At 74.0% G+C, this 16,529-nt stretch carries 7 protein-coding genes; 5 read left to right on the top strand and 2 right to left on the bottom strand.

Going from position 1 to position 16,529, the window contains the following annotated elements; translation table 11 throughout:
• Positions 1-28: 28 nt before the first annotated feature.
• The gene (locus ABZ562_RS02515; RefSeq protein ID WP_361472891.1) at positions 29-6,412 is read left to right on the top strand and encodes a type I polyketide synthase; all 6,384 of its coding nucleotides are present in this window, start codon (positions 29-31) and stop codon (positions 6,410-6,412) included.
• A gap of 115 nt (positions 6,413-6,527) precedes the next feature.
• Here ABZ562_RS02515 and ABZ562_RS02510 read toward each other — a convergent pair whose 3' ends face one another.
• Both ABZ562_RS02510 and ABZ562_RS02505 read right to left on the bottom strand, forming a co-directional pair.
• Complete coding sequence (locus ABZ562_RS02510) at positions 6,528-7,889, bottom strand: Gfo/Idh/MocA family oxidoreductase (RefSeq protein WP_361472889.1); 1,362 nt, start codon at positions 7,887-7,889, stop codon at positions 6,528-6,530.
• A 142-nt stretch (positions 7,890-8,031) separates the two neighbouring features.
• Positions 8,032-9,993 carry a glycoside hydrolase family 20 protein gene (locus tag ABZ562_RS02505; RefSeq protein WP_361472886.1) on the bottom strand — a complete coding sequence of 654 codons (1,962 nt, stop codon included), beginning with the start codon at positions 9,991-9,993 and terminating at the stop codon, positions 8,032-8,034.
• 421 nt (positions 9,994-10,414) lie between these two features.
• On the opposite strand from ABZ562_RS02505, the gene ABZ562_RS02500 reads away from it, so the two are divergent.
• The 4 genes from ABZ562_RS02500 to ABZ562_RS02485 all read left to right on the top strand — a co-directional run bounded on the left by ABZ562_RS02500 (position 10,415) and on the right by ABZ562_RS02485 (position 16,456).
• The gene (locus ABZ562_RS02500; protein ID WP_361472883.1) at positions 10,415-13,114 is read left to right on the top strand and encodes a SpoIIE family protein phosphatase; all 2,700 of its coding nucleotides are present in this window, start codon (positions 10,415-10,417) and stop codon (positions 13,112-13,114) included.
• A gap of 78 nt (positions 13,115-13,192) precedes the next feature.
• On the top strand, positions 13,193-15,334 hold the full coding sequence (locus ABZ562_RS02495; protein ID WP_361472880.1) for a helix-turn-helix transcriptional regulator: 2,142 nt from the start codon (positions 13,193-13,195) through the stop codon (positions 15,332-15,334).
• Between the two features lie 17 nt (positions 15,335-15,351).
• Positions 15,352-15,909: a helix-turn-helix transcriptional regulator gene (locus ABZ562_RS02490; protein WP_361472877.1), complete on the top strand. Its 558-nt coding sequence runs from the start codon at positions 15,352-15,354 to the stop codon at positions 15,907-15,909.
• 139 nt (positions 15,910-16,048) lie between these two features.
• Positions 16,049-16,456 carry a RidA family protein gene (locus ABZ562_RS02485; protein ID WP_361472874.1) on the top strand — a complete coding sequence of 136 codons (408 nt, stop codon included), beginning with the start codon at positions 16,049-16,051 and terminating at the stop codon, positions 16,454-16,456.
• Positions 16,457-16,529 lie beyond the last annotated feature (73 nt).

The raw sequence follows: 16,529 nt of genomic DNA, 5'->3' as shown, positions 1-16,529 counted from the left end.
CAGGCCGAACACCCCCACGGAGACCCCGATGCGTCAGAACACCCCTGCCTCCGGCCGCCCGCCCACCCGCATAGCGGTGGTCGGCATGGGCTGCCGGCTCCCCGGTGACATCGACTCGCCCGCCGCACTGTGGCACCTGCTCGCCGAGGGACGGGACGCCGTCGCCGCGCCCCCCGCCGAGCGCACCGCTCTGTGGGGGCCGCCGCCCTCCACCGGCCCCGCGGACGGCTCCGGCCTGCCCGCCGTCGGCGGCTATCTGCGCGAAGTGTCCGGCTTCGACGCCGACTTCTTCGGCGTCTCCGGCCGCGAGGCCGACGTCCTGGACCCGCAGCACCGGCTGCTGCTGGAAGTGGCCTGGGAGGCCCTGGAGCACGCCGGAACACCGCCGGACCGGCTCACCGGCACCGCCACCGGCGTGTTCACCGGCCTCAGCTACAACGACTACGCCGACCGCCTCGACCGGCACACCGAGGAACAGCGGGGCTCGGCCCTGTCCAACGCGCACTGCGTCGCCGCCGGCCGCATCTCCTACCTCCTCGGCCTCCAGGGCCCCTGCCTGGCCCTGGACACCGCCTGCTCCTCCTCCCTGGTCGCCGTGCACCTCGCGGCCCAGGCGCTGCGCGCGGGCGAATGCGACCTGGCCCTCGCCGGCGGCGTCACCCTGATGTTCGAACCCCGCGTCACCCGCTCCTTCGACCGGATGGGCATGCTCTCCCACACCGGCCACTGCCACGCCTTCGACGCCGCCGCCGACGGCTTCGTACGCGGCGAGGGCTGCGGCATCGTCGTCCTCAAACGCCTCCCCGACGCCCTCCGCGACCGCGACCGCGTCCTCGCCGTCCTGCGCGGCTCCGCCGTCAACCAGGACGGCCACTCCGACGGGCTCGCCGCGCCCTCGCCCACCGCCCAGCGCGCCCTGTACGAGGAGGCGCTGGCCCGCGCCGGGACCGACGCCCGCGACGTCGGCATGATCGAGACCCATGGCACCGGCACCCCGGTCGGCGACCCCGTCGAATTCACCAGCCTCGCCCAGGTGTACGGCACCGGCCGCGACCGCTGCGCCCTGGCGTCGGTCAAAACCAACCTCGGCCACCTCGAACCCGCCGCCGGGGTAACCGGCCTCATCAAGGCCATCCTCTGCCTGAACCGGGGCCTCATCCCCCCCAATCTGCACTTCACCCGCTGGAACCCGGCCATCGACGCCGACGCCACCCGCTTCTTCGTCCCCCGGGAACTCACCCCCTGGCCCGTGCGCACCGGCCCCCGCCTCGCGGCCGTCTCCTCCTTCGGGTTCTCCGGGACCAACGCCCACGTGGTGCTGGAACAGCCGCCCGCCACCCCCGCCCGCCCCCGCGCGCGGCGGCCACGCCCCACCACCGCCGACGGCCCGCACATCGTCCTCCTCCCGGCCGGTTCCCCCGCCGCGCTGCCGGTCGCGGCGCGGCGCATGGCCGACTGGCTGGAGGGCGACGGCGCGGCCGTACCGCTGCGCGACATCGCCCACACCCTGGCCCTGCGCCGGGCCGCGGGCCGCGGCCGGCTCGGCGTCACCGCCACCACCCACGGCGAACTCGCCGAAGCCCTCCGGGCGTTCGCCGGCGGCCGGGCCCACCCCGCGGTGGTGACCGGCGCCGTGGGCGCCGAGGTGTCCCGGCGGCCGGTGTGGGTGTTCTCCGGGCAGGGCTCGCAGTGGCCCGGCATGGGACGCGGACTGCTGGAGCGCGAACCCGCCTTCGCCGCCGCGCTCGCCGAGGCCGATGAACTCATCGCCGCCGAGACCGGGTTCTCGGTGCTCGACATCATCCGCGCGAGCGAGCCGGTGACCGGCTGCGCCCGCGTCCAGCCCGTGCTGTTCGCCCTGCAGACCGCCCTCGCCGCCACCTGGCGCGCCCACGGCGTCGAACCGGCCGGTGTCATCGGCCACTCCATGGGCGAGGTCGCGGCCGCCGTGGTGGCCGGGGCGCTCTCCCCGGCCGACGGCGTCAAGGTCATCTGCCGCCGCTCCGCGCTGCTCACCCGCATCGCCGGACACGGTGCCATGGCCACCGTGGGGCTGCCCGCCGACGAGGTGCAGCGGCGGCTGGACGGCGCCGCCGCCTCGGGCGCCGTCACCGTCGCCGTCATGGCCGCGCCCGGCTCCACCGTCGTGGCCGGGGACACCGCACGCGTGGAACGCCTCGTCGCCGACTGGGAGGCCGGCGGCGTCCCCGCCGCCCTGGTCGCCGTCGACGTCGCCTCGCACTCCCCGCAGGTCGACCCGCTGCTCCCCGAACTGCGCACCGTGCTCGCCGATCTGAACCCCCGGCGGCCTGACATCCCCTTCTACACCACCGTCCTCGACGACCCGCACGACGTCCCCGCCTTCGACGCCGACTACTGGTGCGCCAACCTGCGCCGCCCGGTGCGCTTCTCCGCCGCCCTCACCGCCGCCGCGGCCGACCGCCACCTGGTGTACACGGAGATCTCCCCGCACCCCGTGGTCACCCACCCCGTGGCCCGGACCCTCGCCGGACTGACCCGGGACCCGGTCGTGCTGCCCACCCTGCGCCGCGGCGAGGACGAGACCACCACCTTCCGTACCCAGCTCGCCGCCCTCCACTGCGCGGGCGTGCCCGTCGACTGGACACAGCTGTACGGCGACGGCGAACTCGCCGACGTCCCCGCCATCACCTTCGACCGCACCCCCCACTGGGCCACCCCCGCCCTCCCCGCGCCCACCGCGGACACCACCGGCGGACACGCCGGTGAACTGCCCGGCAGCCACACCGAAGTGCCCGGCGAACCGCTGCGCCACTCCTGGCGCGCGAGCACCGGCACCGCCACCCTGCCCTGGCTGGACGACCACCGGGTGCACGGCACCCCCGTCCTGCCCGGCGCCGCCTACTACGCCCTCGCGCTCACCACCGCCTGCCAGGTCTTCGACGCCGCCCCCACCGAGGTCGAGGTCACCGATCTGCGCTTCCACGAACTGCTGACCATCGCCGACCACACCGACCTCAGCACCACGGTGACCGTGGCCGCCGCCGACCGCGCCACCTGCGAGATCTTCGGACGCGACGACGACGGCACCTGGATCAGACAGGCCGGTGCCGTACTGCGCCGTCTCACCGCGCCCCCGCGGCCCCGCCCCGCCTCCGTACGCACCCTGGCCCTGCGCCACCCCGTCCCCGTCGAACCGGCCACCCTGTACGCGGACTTGCGGGCCCGGGGCATCGAACACGGCCCGGCCTTCAACGGCATCACCGAGGTACACACCTCCCGCCACGGCAACAGCTTCTGGGCCCGGGTACGGATCCCCGAGGCCGCCCGCACCCCCGAACACACCTTGCGCATCCACCCCGTCCTGGTCGACCTGTGCGCCCAGCTCCTGGTCGCCGGGCTGCTGAAGGACGCCGACCAGGGGCTGGTGCTGCCCGTCGGGCTCCAGACCGCCCGTGTCCTCGGCGACCCCGCCACCGCCGTCCACTGCCACGCCCGGCTGACGGCCGAGAGCACCGCCGGGACCCTCGTGGGCCACATCCGGCTGCTCGACGGGGAAGGCCGCCCGGTCCTCGCCATCGACGGCCTGCGGATCGTCCGCAGCGCCGCCCAGCAGACGACCGAGGTCGACCAGTGGTTCCTGGAGGTCGGCTGGAAGCCCGCCGCGCTGCCCGCCCCGGACGGCGGACGCCCGCCCGGCCACTGGCTCGTCGTCGGCGAGGGCGACGGCACCGCGCACACCGCCGCGGAGGCGCTGCGCGCCGCCGGAGCCACCGCCCGGGTCTGGGACCCGCCCCTGGACGACACACCGCTCGACGCCCTCCGCGACGGCCTCACCACCCGGCTGACCGGCCCCGGCGCCCTGCCGCGAGGCGTCGTCCTCCTGTGCGCCACCTCACCGGGCACCGGGGACGCACCTACGGAAGCCACCTGCGACGACGCCCTGCGCCGCACCCGGCGGCTGCTCGCCACCGCCCAGGCCCTCGCCGCCGGTCCCGGTGGCCCCGCCGACCTCCCGCGCCTGTACGCCGTCACCCGCGGCGCCCGGGCCGTGGCGCCCGAGGACGTGCCCGACCCGGCGCAGAGCGCCCTGCGCGGACTGGTGCGGGTGCTCGCCTACGAACACCCCGAACTGCGCGCCACCCTGGTCGACACCGACCCGGCCGCACCGCTCGGCCTCGTCCCCGAACTCCTCGCCGACGCCGCCGAGGACGAGGTCGCCCTCCGCGGCGGAACACGCCACATCGCCCGGCTCGCCCACACGCCCCTGACCGACGCCGAACGCACCACGGCCGCCGCCCGCACCGTACGCTGCGGCACCGACGGCTTCCGGCTGCGGGCCGGCCGCCTCGGCGACCTCGGCACCCTGGAACTCGCCACCGCCGAGCGGCGCCCGCCCGGCCCCGGCGAGGCCGAACTGCGCGTCCTGGCCGCGGGCATGAACTTCCGCGACGTCCTCACCGCCATGGGACTGCTCCCCGGCGACAGCGACGTCCGCTACCGGCTCGGCTTCGAATGCGCCGGTGAGGTGACCGCGGTCGGCCCCGGCGTCGACCACCTCCGCGTCGGCGACCGGGTCGTCGCGGCCGACGCGCGCGGCGGCGCCTTCGGCTCCTTCACCGTCGTACCCGCCGACTGCACCGGCCCCATTCCGGACGGCCTCGACCTGGCCACCGCCGCCGGACTGCCGCTGGCCTTCCTCACCGCCTGGTACGCGCTGCGCCACATCGGCCGGCTCACGGCGGGCGAGCGGGTGCTGATCCACTCCGCCACCGGCGGCACCGGACTGGCCGCCATCGCCGTCGCCCGGCTGCTCGGCGCCGAGGTGCTGGCCACCGCGGGCAGCGAGGACAAGCGCCGCTATCTGCATTCCATGGGCATCACCCATGTCATGGACTCCCGTTCGCTCGACTTCCGCGACGAGATCAGGGAGGCCACCGGCGGTGAGGGCGTCGACATCGTCCTCAACTCCCTGTCCGGTGCGGCCATCCGGGCCGGGCTGGAGTCGCTGCGCCCGTTCGGCCGCTTCATCGAACTCGGCGTCCGCGACATCCTCTCCGACGCCCCGCTCGGGCTTTTCCCCCTGCGCCACAACATCACCTTCAGCACCGTCGACCTCGTGGAACTCCAGACCTCCCGCCCCGCGGTGTTCGCCGCCACGCTGCGGGAGGTGCTGGAGGAGTTCGCCGCCGGGCGCCTGAAGCCCCTGCGGTGCACCACCTATCCGCTGGCCGATGTCACCGAGGCGTTCCGGCAGATGGCGGGCGCCCGCCACCTCGGCAAACTGGTGCTGACCCTCCCGCAGCGGGGCGAGATCAGCGCCGTCCTGCCCGACGGGCCCGCCCCGGTGCGCGAGGGCGGCACCTATCTGATCACCGGGGGCCTGCGCGGCCTGGGCCTGGCCACCGCCCGCTGGCTGGCCGCCCAGGGCGCGGGCCACCTCGTGCTCAACGGCCGTACCGCGCCCGCGGGCGCCGACGCGCAGACGCTCGGCGAACTGTCCGCCACCGGCACCCGGGTCACCGTCATACTCGGCGACATCGCCCGCCCCGGCACCGCCGACCGGCTGGTGGCCGCCGCCACCGCGGACGGGGCACGGCTCGACGGCGTCGTCCACTGCGCCATGGTCCTCGACGACGCGGCCGTCACCAACATCCGCGAGGACCAGCTGCGTCGGGTGTGGACACCCAAGGTCACCGGGGCGTGGCGGCTGCACCGGGCCACCGCCGGAATGCGGCTGGACTGGTTCGCGGTGTTCTCCTCCATGGCCTCGCTGCTCGGCAACCCCGGGCAGGGCGCCTACGCCGCCGCGAACGCCTGGCTGGACGGCTTCGCCACCTGGCGCTCCGCCCAGGACCTGCGCACCCTCGCCGTCAACTGGGGCCCGTGGGGCGAGACCGGTGTCGCCACCGGCTTCGCCGACCGCGGCTACCGGACCATCCCCACCGACCAGGGGCTCCGCGCGCTCGGCACCCTGCTGGCGTACGGGCGGGTGCACACCGGTGTCATCCCCGGGGAGCCCAGCGGCTGGATCCCGGCCACCGGGCGCCACTCGTCCCTGTTCGGCCTGCTCCTTCCCGGCGAGGAACACCCCGCCGACGCGCAGGAGAACACCGACGACATCCGGGCCCGGCTGACCGCCATCCCGCCGGGGCTCGCCCGCCGCGCCGCCCTGGAGGCGTATCTGACCGACCACATCCGGGTCGTCCTGCGGCTGAGCAGCACCACCCTCGACCCGCAGACCCCGTTGCGGTCCCTCGGGTTCGACTCGCTGCTCGCCATGGAGCTGCGGGTACGCCTGGAAACCGGCCTGAACATCAAGCTCGCCGGAAACTTCGTCTGGCAGCACCCGACCGTGGCGGCCCTCGCCGTCGGCCTCGCTCAGCACATGGGCCTGGAACTGACCGCCCCGCAGGAACGATTGAGCGCCTAGGGGGTGTCTCGTCGGCCGGGCCGGGCTCCCGAGGCCGCCGCTGGCGCCTCGGGGGCTCCGAGGCGCCACGGCGGCATGGACGCGGGCACTCGTCCGTCCAGCCGTGTGCCCGTGCTCATACCGGCACCACCTCCGCCGTGGCCACCGGCTTTCCGGTGACGAACGATTCATTCGCGGCCAGACCGGTGACCAGCGCCAGCGCCCCGTCCGCCTCGGTGGCCCGCTGCTGCGACGCGTCGGAGCCGTCCGTGGTGGCGGGCGTCCCGGTGGGCGCCGCCGGGTCCAGGGGGCCGTACAGCGCCGTCAGCATGCGCTCGTCCCCGCCGCCGTGTCCCGCGTGGTCGAACGCGGGCAGCTCCACCTCCCGGGGCGGCTCCCACAGGGGGCGCAGCACCACCCGGGGACCGCCCGCGTTGGCGAGCGCCTCGTCGCCGTGGAGGGTGCCCCGGCCGGAGGCGGTGCCCAGCACGCGCGGCTGCCAGCGGCTCTCCTCCACCTCCAGCTCCAGCCGGCCGCGGGTGCCGTTGAACATCACCCGGTAGCCCTCCCACGGGGAGTACGCCGTCAGGTGGTACGTCATGGTGGCGCCGGTGTCGTAGCGCACCAGCAGCGACATGTCGTCCTCGATGGTGATGTCGTCGCCGAACACATTGCGGTCCCGGTGGTAGCCGTCCGCCCCCTCGGCGTCGAGGTACAGCGAGCGCAGCGCGTCATTGTCGGCCAGCTCCAGCGCGAACGGGTCGTCCCTCGCGGCGGCCGCGCCGTGGGCCCGCTCGTAGTCGCGGCGGTAGCCGCTGCGCTCGCCCGCCTCGCGGCCGTAGAAGCCGAGCCTGCCGTAGCCGAAGACCTTTTGCGGCCGGGCCCCCAGCCACCAGTTCACCAGGTCGAAGTGGTGGCTGGACTTGTGCACCATCAGCCCGCCGCTGTGCTGTTTCTCGCGGTGCCAGCGGCGGAAGTAGTCGGCGCCGTGCCGGGTGTCCAGCAGCCATTCGAAGTGCACCGACAGCACCTCGCCGATGGCCCCCGAGGACAGCTGCCGGTGCACTTCCTCGTGCACCGGGTTGAAGCGGTAGTTGAAGGCCACCGCCAGATGGTTGCCGGTCTCCTCGACGGTTTCGAGGATGCGGCGGCACTTGGCGGCGTCGGTGGTCATCGGCTTCTCGGTGACCACCCGGCAACCGGCCCGCAGCGCGGGCACGATGTAGGCATCGTGCAGCGCGTCCACGCAGGTCACGACCACTTCCTGGATGTCGTCCGCACGCAGCCGGCGCTCGAACTCCTCCGGGTCCCAGGCCGCCGCCTCCGGCTCACCGGCCTCCTTCAGCAGCCGCTGGTGGTGGGCGATGCGCACCGGGTTGGGGTCGCACAGCGCGGCCACCCGCAACCCGGGGCGGCGGGCCAGTGCCGTGGTGAACATCTGCGCACGGGATCCGGTGCCCACCACCACGGCCCGGGAGGGAGTGTTGCCGACGGTCATGCGTCCTCCATAGGAAGTCGATCAACGCGTGCGCAGGATAGGCCCGATCCGTGGCCCACCACCACGGGTCCGACACCATGCGGACACCCGCCCCGGCCGTCGTGGTCAGCGCGTAGCACTGCTAAAGAACACCCCGCCCGGCTCAGCCGCGGCCCCGAGACGGCGGGGCGGCGGCCACCGGACGCAGCGTGGCCGCCGCCTGCTCATCCGGCGGTTGCTGCACCGCGACCCCGTCGGCGGCGCGCCGCGCGAGGCCGAGCTGGGAGATGGCGTTGACCAGCCGCACCCCCGCCCCGGTGCCGGTCAGCTGCCACCGCTGGGTGCGGGCCGTGGCGGAGCACGTCTGCGTGGTGACCGTGGCGCCCGCCTCCAGCGGGGCGCCCAGGTAGCGGGCCCCCTTCACCATGTCCAGGCAGGAGGCGGTGGCCGTGCCCGCCCGCACGGCGCGGAGCGTGTAGTAGCCGTCCTCGGTGGCCGACAGCTTCCACGCCGCGCCGCCGTCGTCCCCGAACCGCGCGGTGGCGCCCTCGCCACCGCCCGTGGTGGTCAGCCGGGTCGCGGAGCCGGGCAGCGTGAGGGCGTACGTACCGTCCTTCACCGGCAGCCGTACGACGTTCTCCCAGCCGGGCGCGTGCCCGATGTCCCGGGCGAGCGCGCTGAATCCGTCGTACGTGGCGGCCGGTTTCGGGCCGCCCCAGGTGGCCTGGGCGAGGAAGCGCAACGGCAGATACGCCTCCGTCTCGACCTCGTTCTCGGTCTGGGCCGCCGCCGAGTCCGGCCACATGGTGATCTTCGCCCCGGTGACGCCCGGCTGGGGGCCGCTCAGCGTCTCGCCCTCGAAGCGCAGCGGTGTCCAGTCGCTCTCGTACAGCTCCCGCGTCTTCATGGGGGAGCCGCCGCGGATGAGGTAGAGCGCGTAGGCCGAGTTCATCACCTGATGGCCCTGGGCGAGCAGGGCGGAGGGCGGCTGGTCCGGTTCGGCGGTCCAGTGCTCGACCCGGATGTCCTTGTTGACGGGGACGGTGTTGTCGCCGGTCAGCCCGTCGTTCCAGATGCGCAGGGTCCGCCCGCCGGCGCGCACATGGTCGTCGACGCGGTTGACGAAGTCCACGAACGCGTCCTGCGGAGTGGCTCCGGCGCCGTACTTCGCCTTGGCGTACGCGGCGATCTGCGGGTAGGCGGCGTAGTCGGAGCCCAGCATGTATTCGTCCGCGCCCATGTGCCAGTACGGGGTGTCCCATACGGTCAGCGCCTCGTCCAGCAGCCCGGTGTAGAAGGAGAACGCCTCGGGCCGGGTGATGTCCAGCCGCGACGGCGACCGGGTCCCCTTGGTGTCCGTGAGCTGGAGTTCGGGGTGGTTCTGCAGGTACGGGTCGATGTGCCCGGGGGAGTTGATCTCCGGTACGAGGGTGATGTGGTACTTCCGGGCCATCGCCGACAGCCGCAGCACCTCGTCCTTGGTGTAGTAGCCCCAGAACTTCGTCTTCGGGTAGGCGTCGCCGGCCACCTTCGCCTCGATCCACAGCTGGTTCAGCTTCAGATACGCCATCTCGCGCATCAGCCGCTCGAACCAGTCCAGGGAGACGTGGATGTAGCAGGCGCACACCCCCACCCCGCGCTCGGCGTACCGCGGCACGTCGACCGTCCTGCCGTGCGGCAGCTCGCGCCCGCCGCCCAGCATCTGCAGCACGGTCCGGGTCCCCAGGAACGCCCCGGCGGCCGTGGCCCCGGTGATCCGCACGGTGTCGCCGACGATCAGTTCGTACCCCTCGGCGCCCAGATCCTTACGCGACGCGTCCACACCCAGCACCACATCGCCCGCCGCGCCGCCCCCGCCGGTCACCACGGACAGCCGCAACCCGGTCGCGTCGGCCACATCGTCGGCGAACGTCGACGCGTCACCGCGCAGCTCCGCCGTCCGCGCGACCACCGCCGCCGTGGCGGCCAGCCGCAGCGTGCCCTCCTGCCCGGTCCACCGCACCGGCGCCGGGATCACGCCCGGTGCGGCCGCGGCGCGCCCGGCGGCCGCCGCCGGGGCGGATGACACGGCCGGTATCAGCAGGGCCAGCGCCGCCAGGACGACGGCCCCCGCCGTGGCCCTCATCCGGATCCGGCGTCCGGGATGCCGCGTCCGGCTGTGAGATCGCGTCTCTCCGTGATGCCGCGTCCGTCTGTGATGAGGGGTCCATCTGCGATCAGGGGCCGACAACGGCACTCGCCTCCATGCTCACCGGGCCCCGCCCGTGGGCGGCGGCCATGATCGGACAACAGGTGGTGCGGGTGCCGGACGGCCACGGGAGTCACGGCCCGGCGGCAGGGTCCTTCCCCTCCCTCCCGCCTTCTGAACCCCTACGCAACGCCACCGGGGGGCAGCGGTGCGTGACGGGAACGTATGAACCGCCCGGTCCGGGGTACTGTCTCATTCCAGCCGCTCACGTCCCGGCGCCGTGAGGTGTTAGGAATAGGGGGTGATCGGATTTTTCGGTCGATCGAAGCACTCCCCGCCTGTCCGGCCGCGGGGACGCTTGCGCTCCCTGCTCGGCTTGCGAAGCATCGCCGGACAGGTGTTCGCCGTCCAGGCGGTCGTCGTCGTCCTGCTCATCGCCGTGGCGACGCTGGCCCTCGTACTGCAGGCGCGCAACGACAGCGAGCAGGAGGCCGTCAACCGCTCCACCGCCGTGGCCCAGGCCTTCGCCGGCTCTCCGGGCACCGCGGAGGCCATGACGGCCCGCAACCCGACCGCCGTGCTCCAGCCCCGGGCCGAGCAGGTCCGTAAGCGGGCGGGCCTGGACTTCGTCGTCGCGGCGAACACCAAGGGCGTCCGCTACACCCACCCGCTGCCGCAGCAGATCGGCAAGCAGCTCGTCGCCGACTTCAAGCCCGCGCTGCGCGGCAAGGTCGTCACGGAGACCGTGCAGGGACCCCTCGGCAAGGAAGTGCAGGCCACGGTCCCGATCCGAAAGGCCGACGGCACGGTCGTCGGCGTGATCTGCGCCGGGATGACCGCCCACGACGTCAGCGGCCGCGTCACCCGCCAGATGCCGCTGGTCCTCGGCGCGGCCGGCGGCGCGCTCGCCCTCGCCACCGCCGGTACCGCCCTGGTGGGCCGGCGGCTGCGGCGCCAGACCCACGGCCTGGGCCCGGCCCAGATGACCCGTATGTACGAGCACCACGACGCCGTGCTGCACTCCGTCCGCGAGGGCGTGCTCATCGTCGACGGTCACGGCCACCTCGTCCTCGTCAACGACGAGGCGCGCCGGCTGCTCGACCTGCCCCCGGACGCCGAGGGCCACCACGTCGGCGAGCTGGGCCTCGAACCGCGCACCGCCGCGCTGCTGTCCTCCGGCCGCGTGGCCACCGACGAGGTGCATCTCGCGGGGGACCGGCTGCTGGCCGTCAACCAGCGCTCCACCCAGTGGAACGGCGGCCTCCCCGGCAGCGTCGCCACCCTCCGGGACACCACCGAACTGCGTGCGCTGTCCGGCCAGGCCGAGGTGGCGGAGAAGCGGCTGCGGCTGCTGTACGACTCGGGCGCGAAGATCGGCACCACGCTCGACGTCACGCGCACCACCGAGGAGCTGACCCGGTTCGCGGTGCCCTGGTTCGCCGACTTCGCCACCGTCGACCTGGTGGACCCGGTGCTGCGCGGCGACGAGCCGACGGGCGACGCCATGTGCCGTACGGCCACCTTCGGCATCCGCAACGACCACCCGCTGTGGCGGGTCGGCAAGCGGACGACCTATGTGCGCGGCGCACCGCAGGCGCTCGGCTTCGGCGCCGGGCGGCCGGTGCTCGACGCCGACATCCGGGACTTCGCCGGATGGCAGGAGCAGGACCCCGAGCAGGCCGTCCGGATCGTCGAATACGGCATCCACTCGATGATCACCATTCCGCTGCGCGCCCGCGACGTCACCCTGGGCATCGCCACCTTCTGGCGTTCGGAGAAGTCCGAGCCCTTCGACCAGGAGGACGTGGCCCTCACCGAGGAGCTGGTCGCCCGCGCCGCCGTCGCCATCGACAACGCCCGCCGCTACACCCGCGAGCACTCCATGGCCGTCACCCTCCAGCGCAGCCTGCTGCCGCAGGGCCTGCCCGAACAGGATGCCCTGGAGGTGGCGCACCGCTACCTGCCCGCCCAGGCCGGTGTCGGCGGCGACTGGTTCGACGTCATCCCGCTGCCCGGCGCCCGGGTCGCCCTGGTCGTCGGCGATGTCGTCGGCCACGGGCTGCACGCCGCCGCCACCATGGGACGGCTGCGTACCGCCGTGCACAACTTCTCCGCCCTGGACCTGCCGCCGGACGAAATCCTCAGCCACCTCGACGAGCTGGTGACCCGCTTCGACCAGGACCAGGTCACCGCGGACACCGACGCCGCGCCGATCAGCGGCGCCACCTGCCTGTACGCGATCTACGACCCGGTCTCCGGCCGCTGCACCATGGCCCGGGCGGGCCACCCGGGCCCTGCCCTGACCTGCCCCGACGGCACCGTCACCTTCCCCGAGGTCCCCCTCGCCCCGCCGCTCGGCCTCGGCGGCGAGCCCATCGAGACGACCGAGATGCTGCTCCCCGAGGGGAGCCGGCTGGCCCTGTACACCGACGGTCTGGTCGAGGACCGCGACCGCGACCGGGACACCGGTCTCCGCCTGCTGCGCGGCACCCTGGAGGGGCATCCCGGGCGCGGCCCCGAGGAGATCTGCCAGGCCGTCTTCAAGGCGATGACCTCCTCGCACCCGAGAGACGACATCGCCCTCCTCGTCGCCAGCACCCACCTCCTGGACCCGGACTCCGTCGCCGAGTGGGACGTTCCGTCCGACCCCGCCGCCGTCGCCGGAATCCGCGCCGAGGCGGCCCGCCGGCTGGCCGGCTGGGGGCTCGAGGAGAGCGGCTTCACCACCGAACTCATCCTCAGCGAGCTGATCACCAACGCCATCCGCTACGGCTCCGGCCCCATCACCGTGCGCCTCGTCCGCGACCGCAGCCTCATCTGCGAGGTCTCCGACGGCAGCAGCACCTCCCCGCACCTGCGCCGCGCCGCCTCCACCGACGAGGGCGGCCGGGGCCTGTTCCTGGTGGCCCAGTTCGCCCAGCGCTGGGGCACCCGGTACACCCCCACCGGCAAGATCATCTGGGCCGAGCAGCCCCTCACCGCCGCCGCCCCCGGTCCCGAGCCCACCGAGGAGGACCTGCTGGCCCAGTGGGGTGACCTGGACGACGTCTCGACGTAGCCGGCCGCTGCGCACGGCTGCCGGCGATATGTGCGCCGGAAGCCCGCCGCTGTGTATAACGGGGGCGGGAGGCGTTCCATGTCCGAGTTGTTCGACGCGATCGACGCACTGATCGCGGGCCAGTCCCCGCTGCCGCCACCGGCCGAGCGGGAGCGGCTGCGCACGGCACACGGCCTGAGCCAGGAGCAGGTCGCCAAGGCGCTGAAGGTGCGCCGTGCGACGGTGGTCAACTGGGAGAGCGGGAAGACCGAACCCCGGCCGCCGCAGCGCGAGGCGTACGCCCACTTCCTGAGCGAACTGGCCAAGCTGTACCCGGCCCCCGCTCCGCCACCGGCCCCGGCTCCGCCACCGGCCCCGGCCACCGCCCCCGAAGCGCCCCGCCCCGCGCCTCCCGCGCCCCCGGCCGCCCCCGTATCTCCCCCCGCGGCACCGGTGGTTCCGCCACCCGCCGGGGAAACCGCGGCGCCCCGCCGCCCGGCCCCGCGCCGGGCACCCCGGCAGACCACCGGGCGACCCGCACCGCACACGACCCCCGCCACCGCCCCGGCCGGCACCGAACCCCGCTTCGCCAACGGCCCCCTGGCCGTCGTGGACGGCGACGGGTCCGCGTACTGCGCCGGCGGCCTGATCCTGGACTGCCCGCTGAAGGACATCCCGGCCCTGGTCGCCTGGGCCCTGTCCGAGGCCCGGTTGGGCGCCCCCCGGCTGCACCGCAACGGCAAGGACGCCGACCCCCTGCTCGTCCTCACCGCGTCCGCCGCCGAACGCCTCGGACTGCCCGCCGAACTGACCGATCGCCGGAACCTGCGACTGCCCGAGGACCACAAGGTGGTCAAGCAGATCACCAGGGCCACGTGGCAGCTCACCCGCCGTGGCTTCGGCCCCTGGGCCTCGGTCTACCGCCCGGTGGAGGGCAACCGGCGCCACTGCGTCCAGTTCGCGGTCCTTCCCTGGGGCGCGCTCGACTCCCGGGCCTGGGGGAGCGCCGACCGGTTCGCCCCGGCCGAACTGGCGCGCGTACTGGGCGACTACGCCACCCGCGTCATCACCCCGCGCGGCACCACCGCCGTCACCGGTCTCGAGCTGATGACCGCGCTGCGCCCGCCCACCCGGGCCGTGAAGGACGAGGCCACCGGCGCCTGGATGTCCGGCCCGCAGCCCGGTTCGCTGACCGCGCCGGTCGACCCGGCGCCGCCGGAGGCGCCGGACGAGCACCCCGTCGTCGCCCAGCTGTACCCGCGCGGCCACCGGCGCACCCCGGCCGAGGTCCTGGACGAGGAGGCGTACGACTGGATCCGCGACCCCGAGCTGCTCACCGACGCCGAATGCGCGCACACCCACGCCGTGGGCATCGACGTCAACATGGCGTTCGCCGCCGCCGCCAACCGCCTCAACGTCGGGCTCGGGGCGCCCGAACACCGCACGGCGCCCGCCTTCGACAAGGCGCTGCCCGGCAGCTGGCTGGTCGACCTGTCCCACATCGACCTCGACCCGCGCCTCCCGAACCCCTTCACCCCGCACGGCAACCGCCCCGAGGGGCCCGCCTGGTACGCCACGCCGACCGTCGCGTACGCCGTGGAACTCGGCCACGAGGTCCGGCCCGCCGAGGCGTGGGTCCGCCCCGGGACCGGCCCCTACCTGGACGCCTGGTACACCCGGCTGCGCGACGCCTACATGGCCACCATGGAGCGGCTCGGCGTCGTCTCCGGCATGAGCCCGCCGGACTTCCTCGCCGCCATGGAGCGGCACAAGCAGGCCGACCCCGGGCAGGCCGCCGTCCTGTCCGCCATCAAGGCCACCGTCAAGGGCGGCATCGGCAAGCTCCGCGAACGGCCCCAGGGCGCCCGCTACCGCCCCGGCGAACGCTGGCCCGCCCTGGAACGCCCCACTTGGCGCCCCGACATCCGCGCCGCCGTCATCTCCACCGCCCGGGTCAACATGCACCGCAAGATGCGCAAGCTCGCGGACACCGGGCTCTTCCCCGTGGCCGTCCTCTCGGACTGTGTCGTCTACCTCTCCGACGGCCCGAGCCCGCTGGACTTCCTGCCGCACACCCCCGACGGCAAGCCCCTGCCCGGCGGATTCCGCCTCGGTGTCTCACCCGGCATGGTCAAGCACGAGGGCACCCAGGACTTCCTGTGGGCGGCCCAGCTCCTCGACGAGGGCCACAACCCCGCCCGCCACATCAAGGGCACCGACGCCGCGATCGACGGCGAGTAGGAGAGGGGACGAGCACGATGGGCATCATGGGCGACAGCCTCGACAAGGCCACGGAGGCCACCTTCACCCGCCCCCTCCCGAAATCCGCCCCCGCGCGGATGCGTTTCCTGGTGAAGCGGGAGAAGGGCTCCACCAAGGCGGTCGCGCGACGGCTCGGGGTGTCCCAGCGCACCGTCGAGCGGTATCTCACGGGCCAGTTCAAGCACCCCCGCAAGGACCTCGCCGCCCGCCTCGCCGAGGAGGTGCGCAAGGACTGGCAGCCCCGGGTGCGCGCCCGGGCCAGGCGGCAGGCCGCCACCGCCACCGGCATCGTCATCGAGACCCGGGCCCGCTTCGGTTTCACCGCCGCCCCCGGCTCCACCGACGACGGGCGTGTCCGCCTGATCACCCAGCATCTGCCCCCCGCCTACGCGGCCCGCCTCTTCGAAGCGCAGTCCACCGGCGCCACCGAACAGCAACTCCGGGACATCGCCGCCGAGGGGTTCCAGGAGGTCTACTTCAAGGACGGCGGCCGCCGCGCGGACGGTCTCCTGGTGGAGTTCACCGACATCGACTACGTGGAGATGGACTTCTGACGGGGCCCTTGAGCTGCTGGGTCACCATCAGGTTCCCGAGTCACCGAAAAGTGCGTTCTTCCATGTCAGCGGCTGCTCTCCTACGGTTCCCGGGTAACCACGAGAGACCGTGGAACCCCTGATGAGGAGAGCCGACAGCATGGCCGTCACCCTGGTGAATCCCCCCGCACTGCCCACGATCGACGTCTACCGGCAGGTGTCGATCGCATCCGGGTCGAAACTGGTCTTCATCGCCGGACAGGTCGCCTGGGACGCCGAGGGGACCACGGTCGGCGAGGGCGACCTCGCAGCCCAGGTCGAGCAGTGCTACCTCAACATCGCCGCCGCCCTCGCCGGGGCCGGCGGCACCTTCGACGACGTGGCCAAGCTGAACGTCCACGTCGTCGACTGGACCCCCGACAAGATGCCGGCCCTCCTGGAGGGGATCTCCCGGGCGGCCGCGAAACTGGGGGTCACCCCGGTGCCGCCCGCCACGCTGCTGGGTGTCGCGGCACTGGACGTACCCGAGCATCTCGTCGAGATCGAGGCCACCGCGGTCCTCGACTGAGCGGGCTGTCGGCGGTCCGTCGCCGATATGTCGGTGGCCGCTGGGATCTTCGACGGCAGGGCGCTCACCCCGA

It is taken from the genome of Streptomyces sp. NPDC019937 (assembly GCF_040631655.1).
Classification (GTDB): domain Bacteria; phylum Actinomycetota; class Actinomycetes; order Streptomycetales; family Streptomycetaceae; genus Streptomyces.
This window is presented reverse-complemented; position numbering and strand designations above follow the sequence as displayed.

Bases quoted from the DNA above. Each gene is read 5' to 3' on its own strand.
- ABZ562_RS02515 (WP_361472891.1), top strand. From the start codon at position 29: ATGCGTCAGAACACCCCTGCCTCCGGCCGCCCGCCCACCCGCATAGCG.
- ABZ562_RS02510 (WP_361472889.1), bottom strand. From the start codon at position 7,889: ATGACCGTCGGCAACACTCCCTCCCGGGCCGTGGTGGTGGGCACCGGA.
- ABZ562_RS02505 (WP_361472886.1), bottom strand. From the start codon at position 9,993: ATGAGGGCCACGGCGGGGGCCGTCGTCCTGGCGGCGCTGGCCCTGCTG.
- ABZ562_RS02495 (WP_361472880.1), top strand. From the start codon at position 13,193: ATGTCCGAGTTGTTCGACGCGATCGACGCACTGATCGCGGGCCAGTCC.
- ABZ562_RS02490 (WP_361472877.1), top strand. From the start codon at position 15,352: ATGGGCATCATGGGCGACAGCCTCGACAAGGCCACGGAGGCCACCTTC.
- ABZ562_RS02485 (WP_361472874.1), top strand. From the start codon at position 16,049: ATGGCCGTCACCCTGGTGAATCCCCCCGCACTGCCCACGATCGACGTC.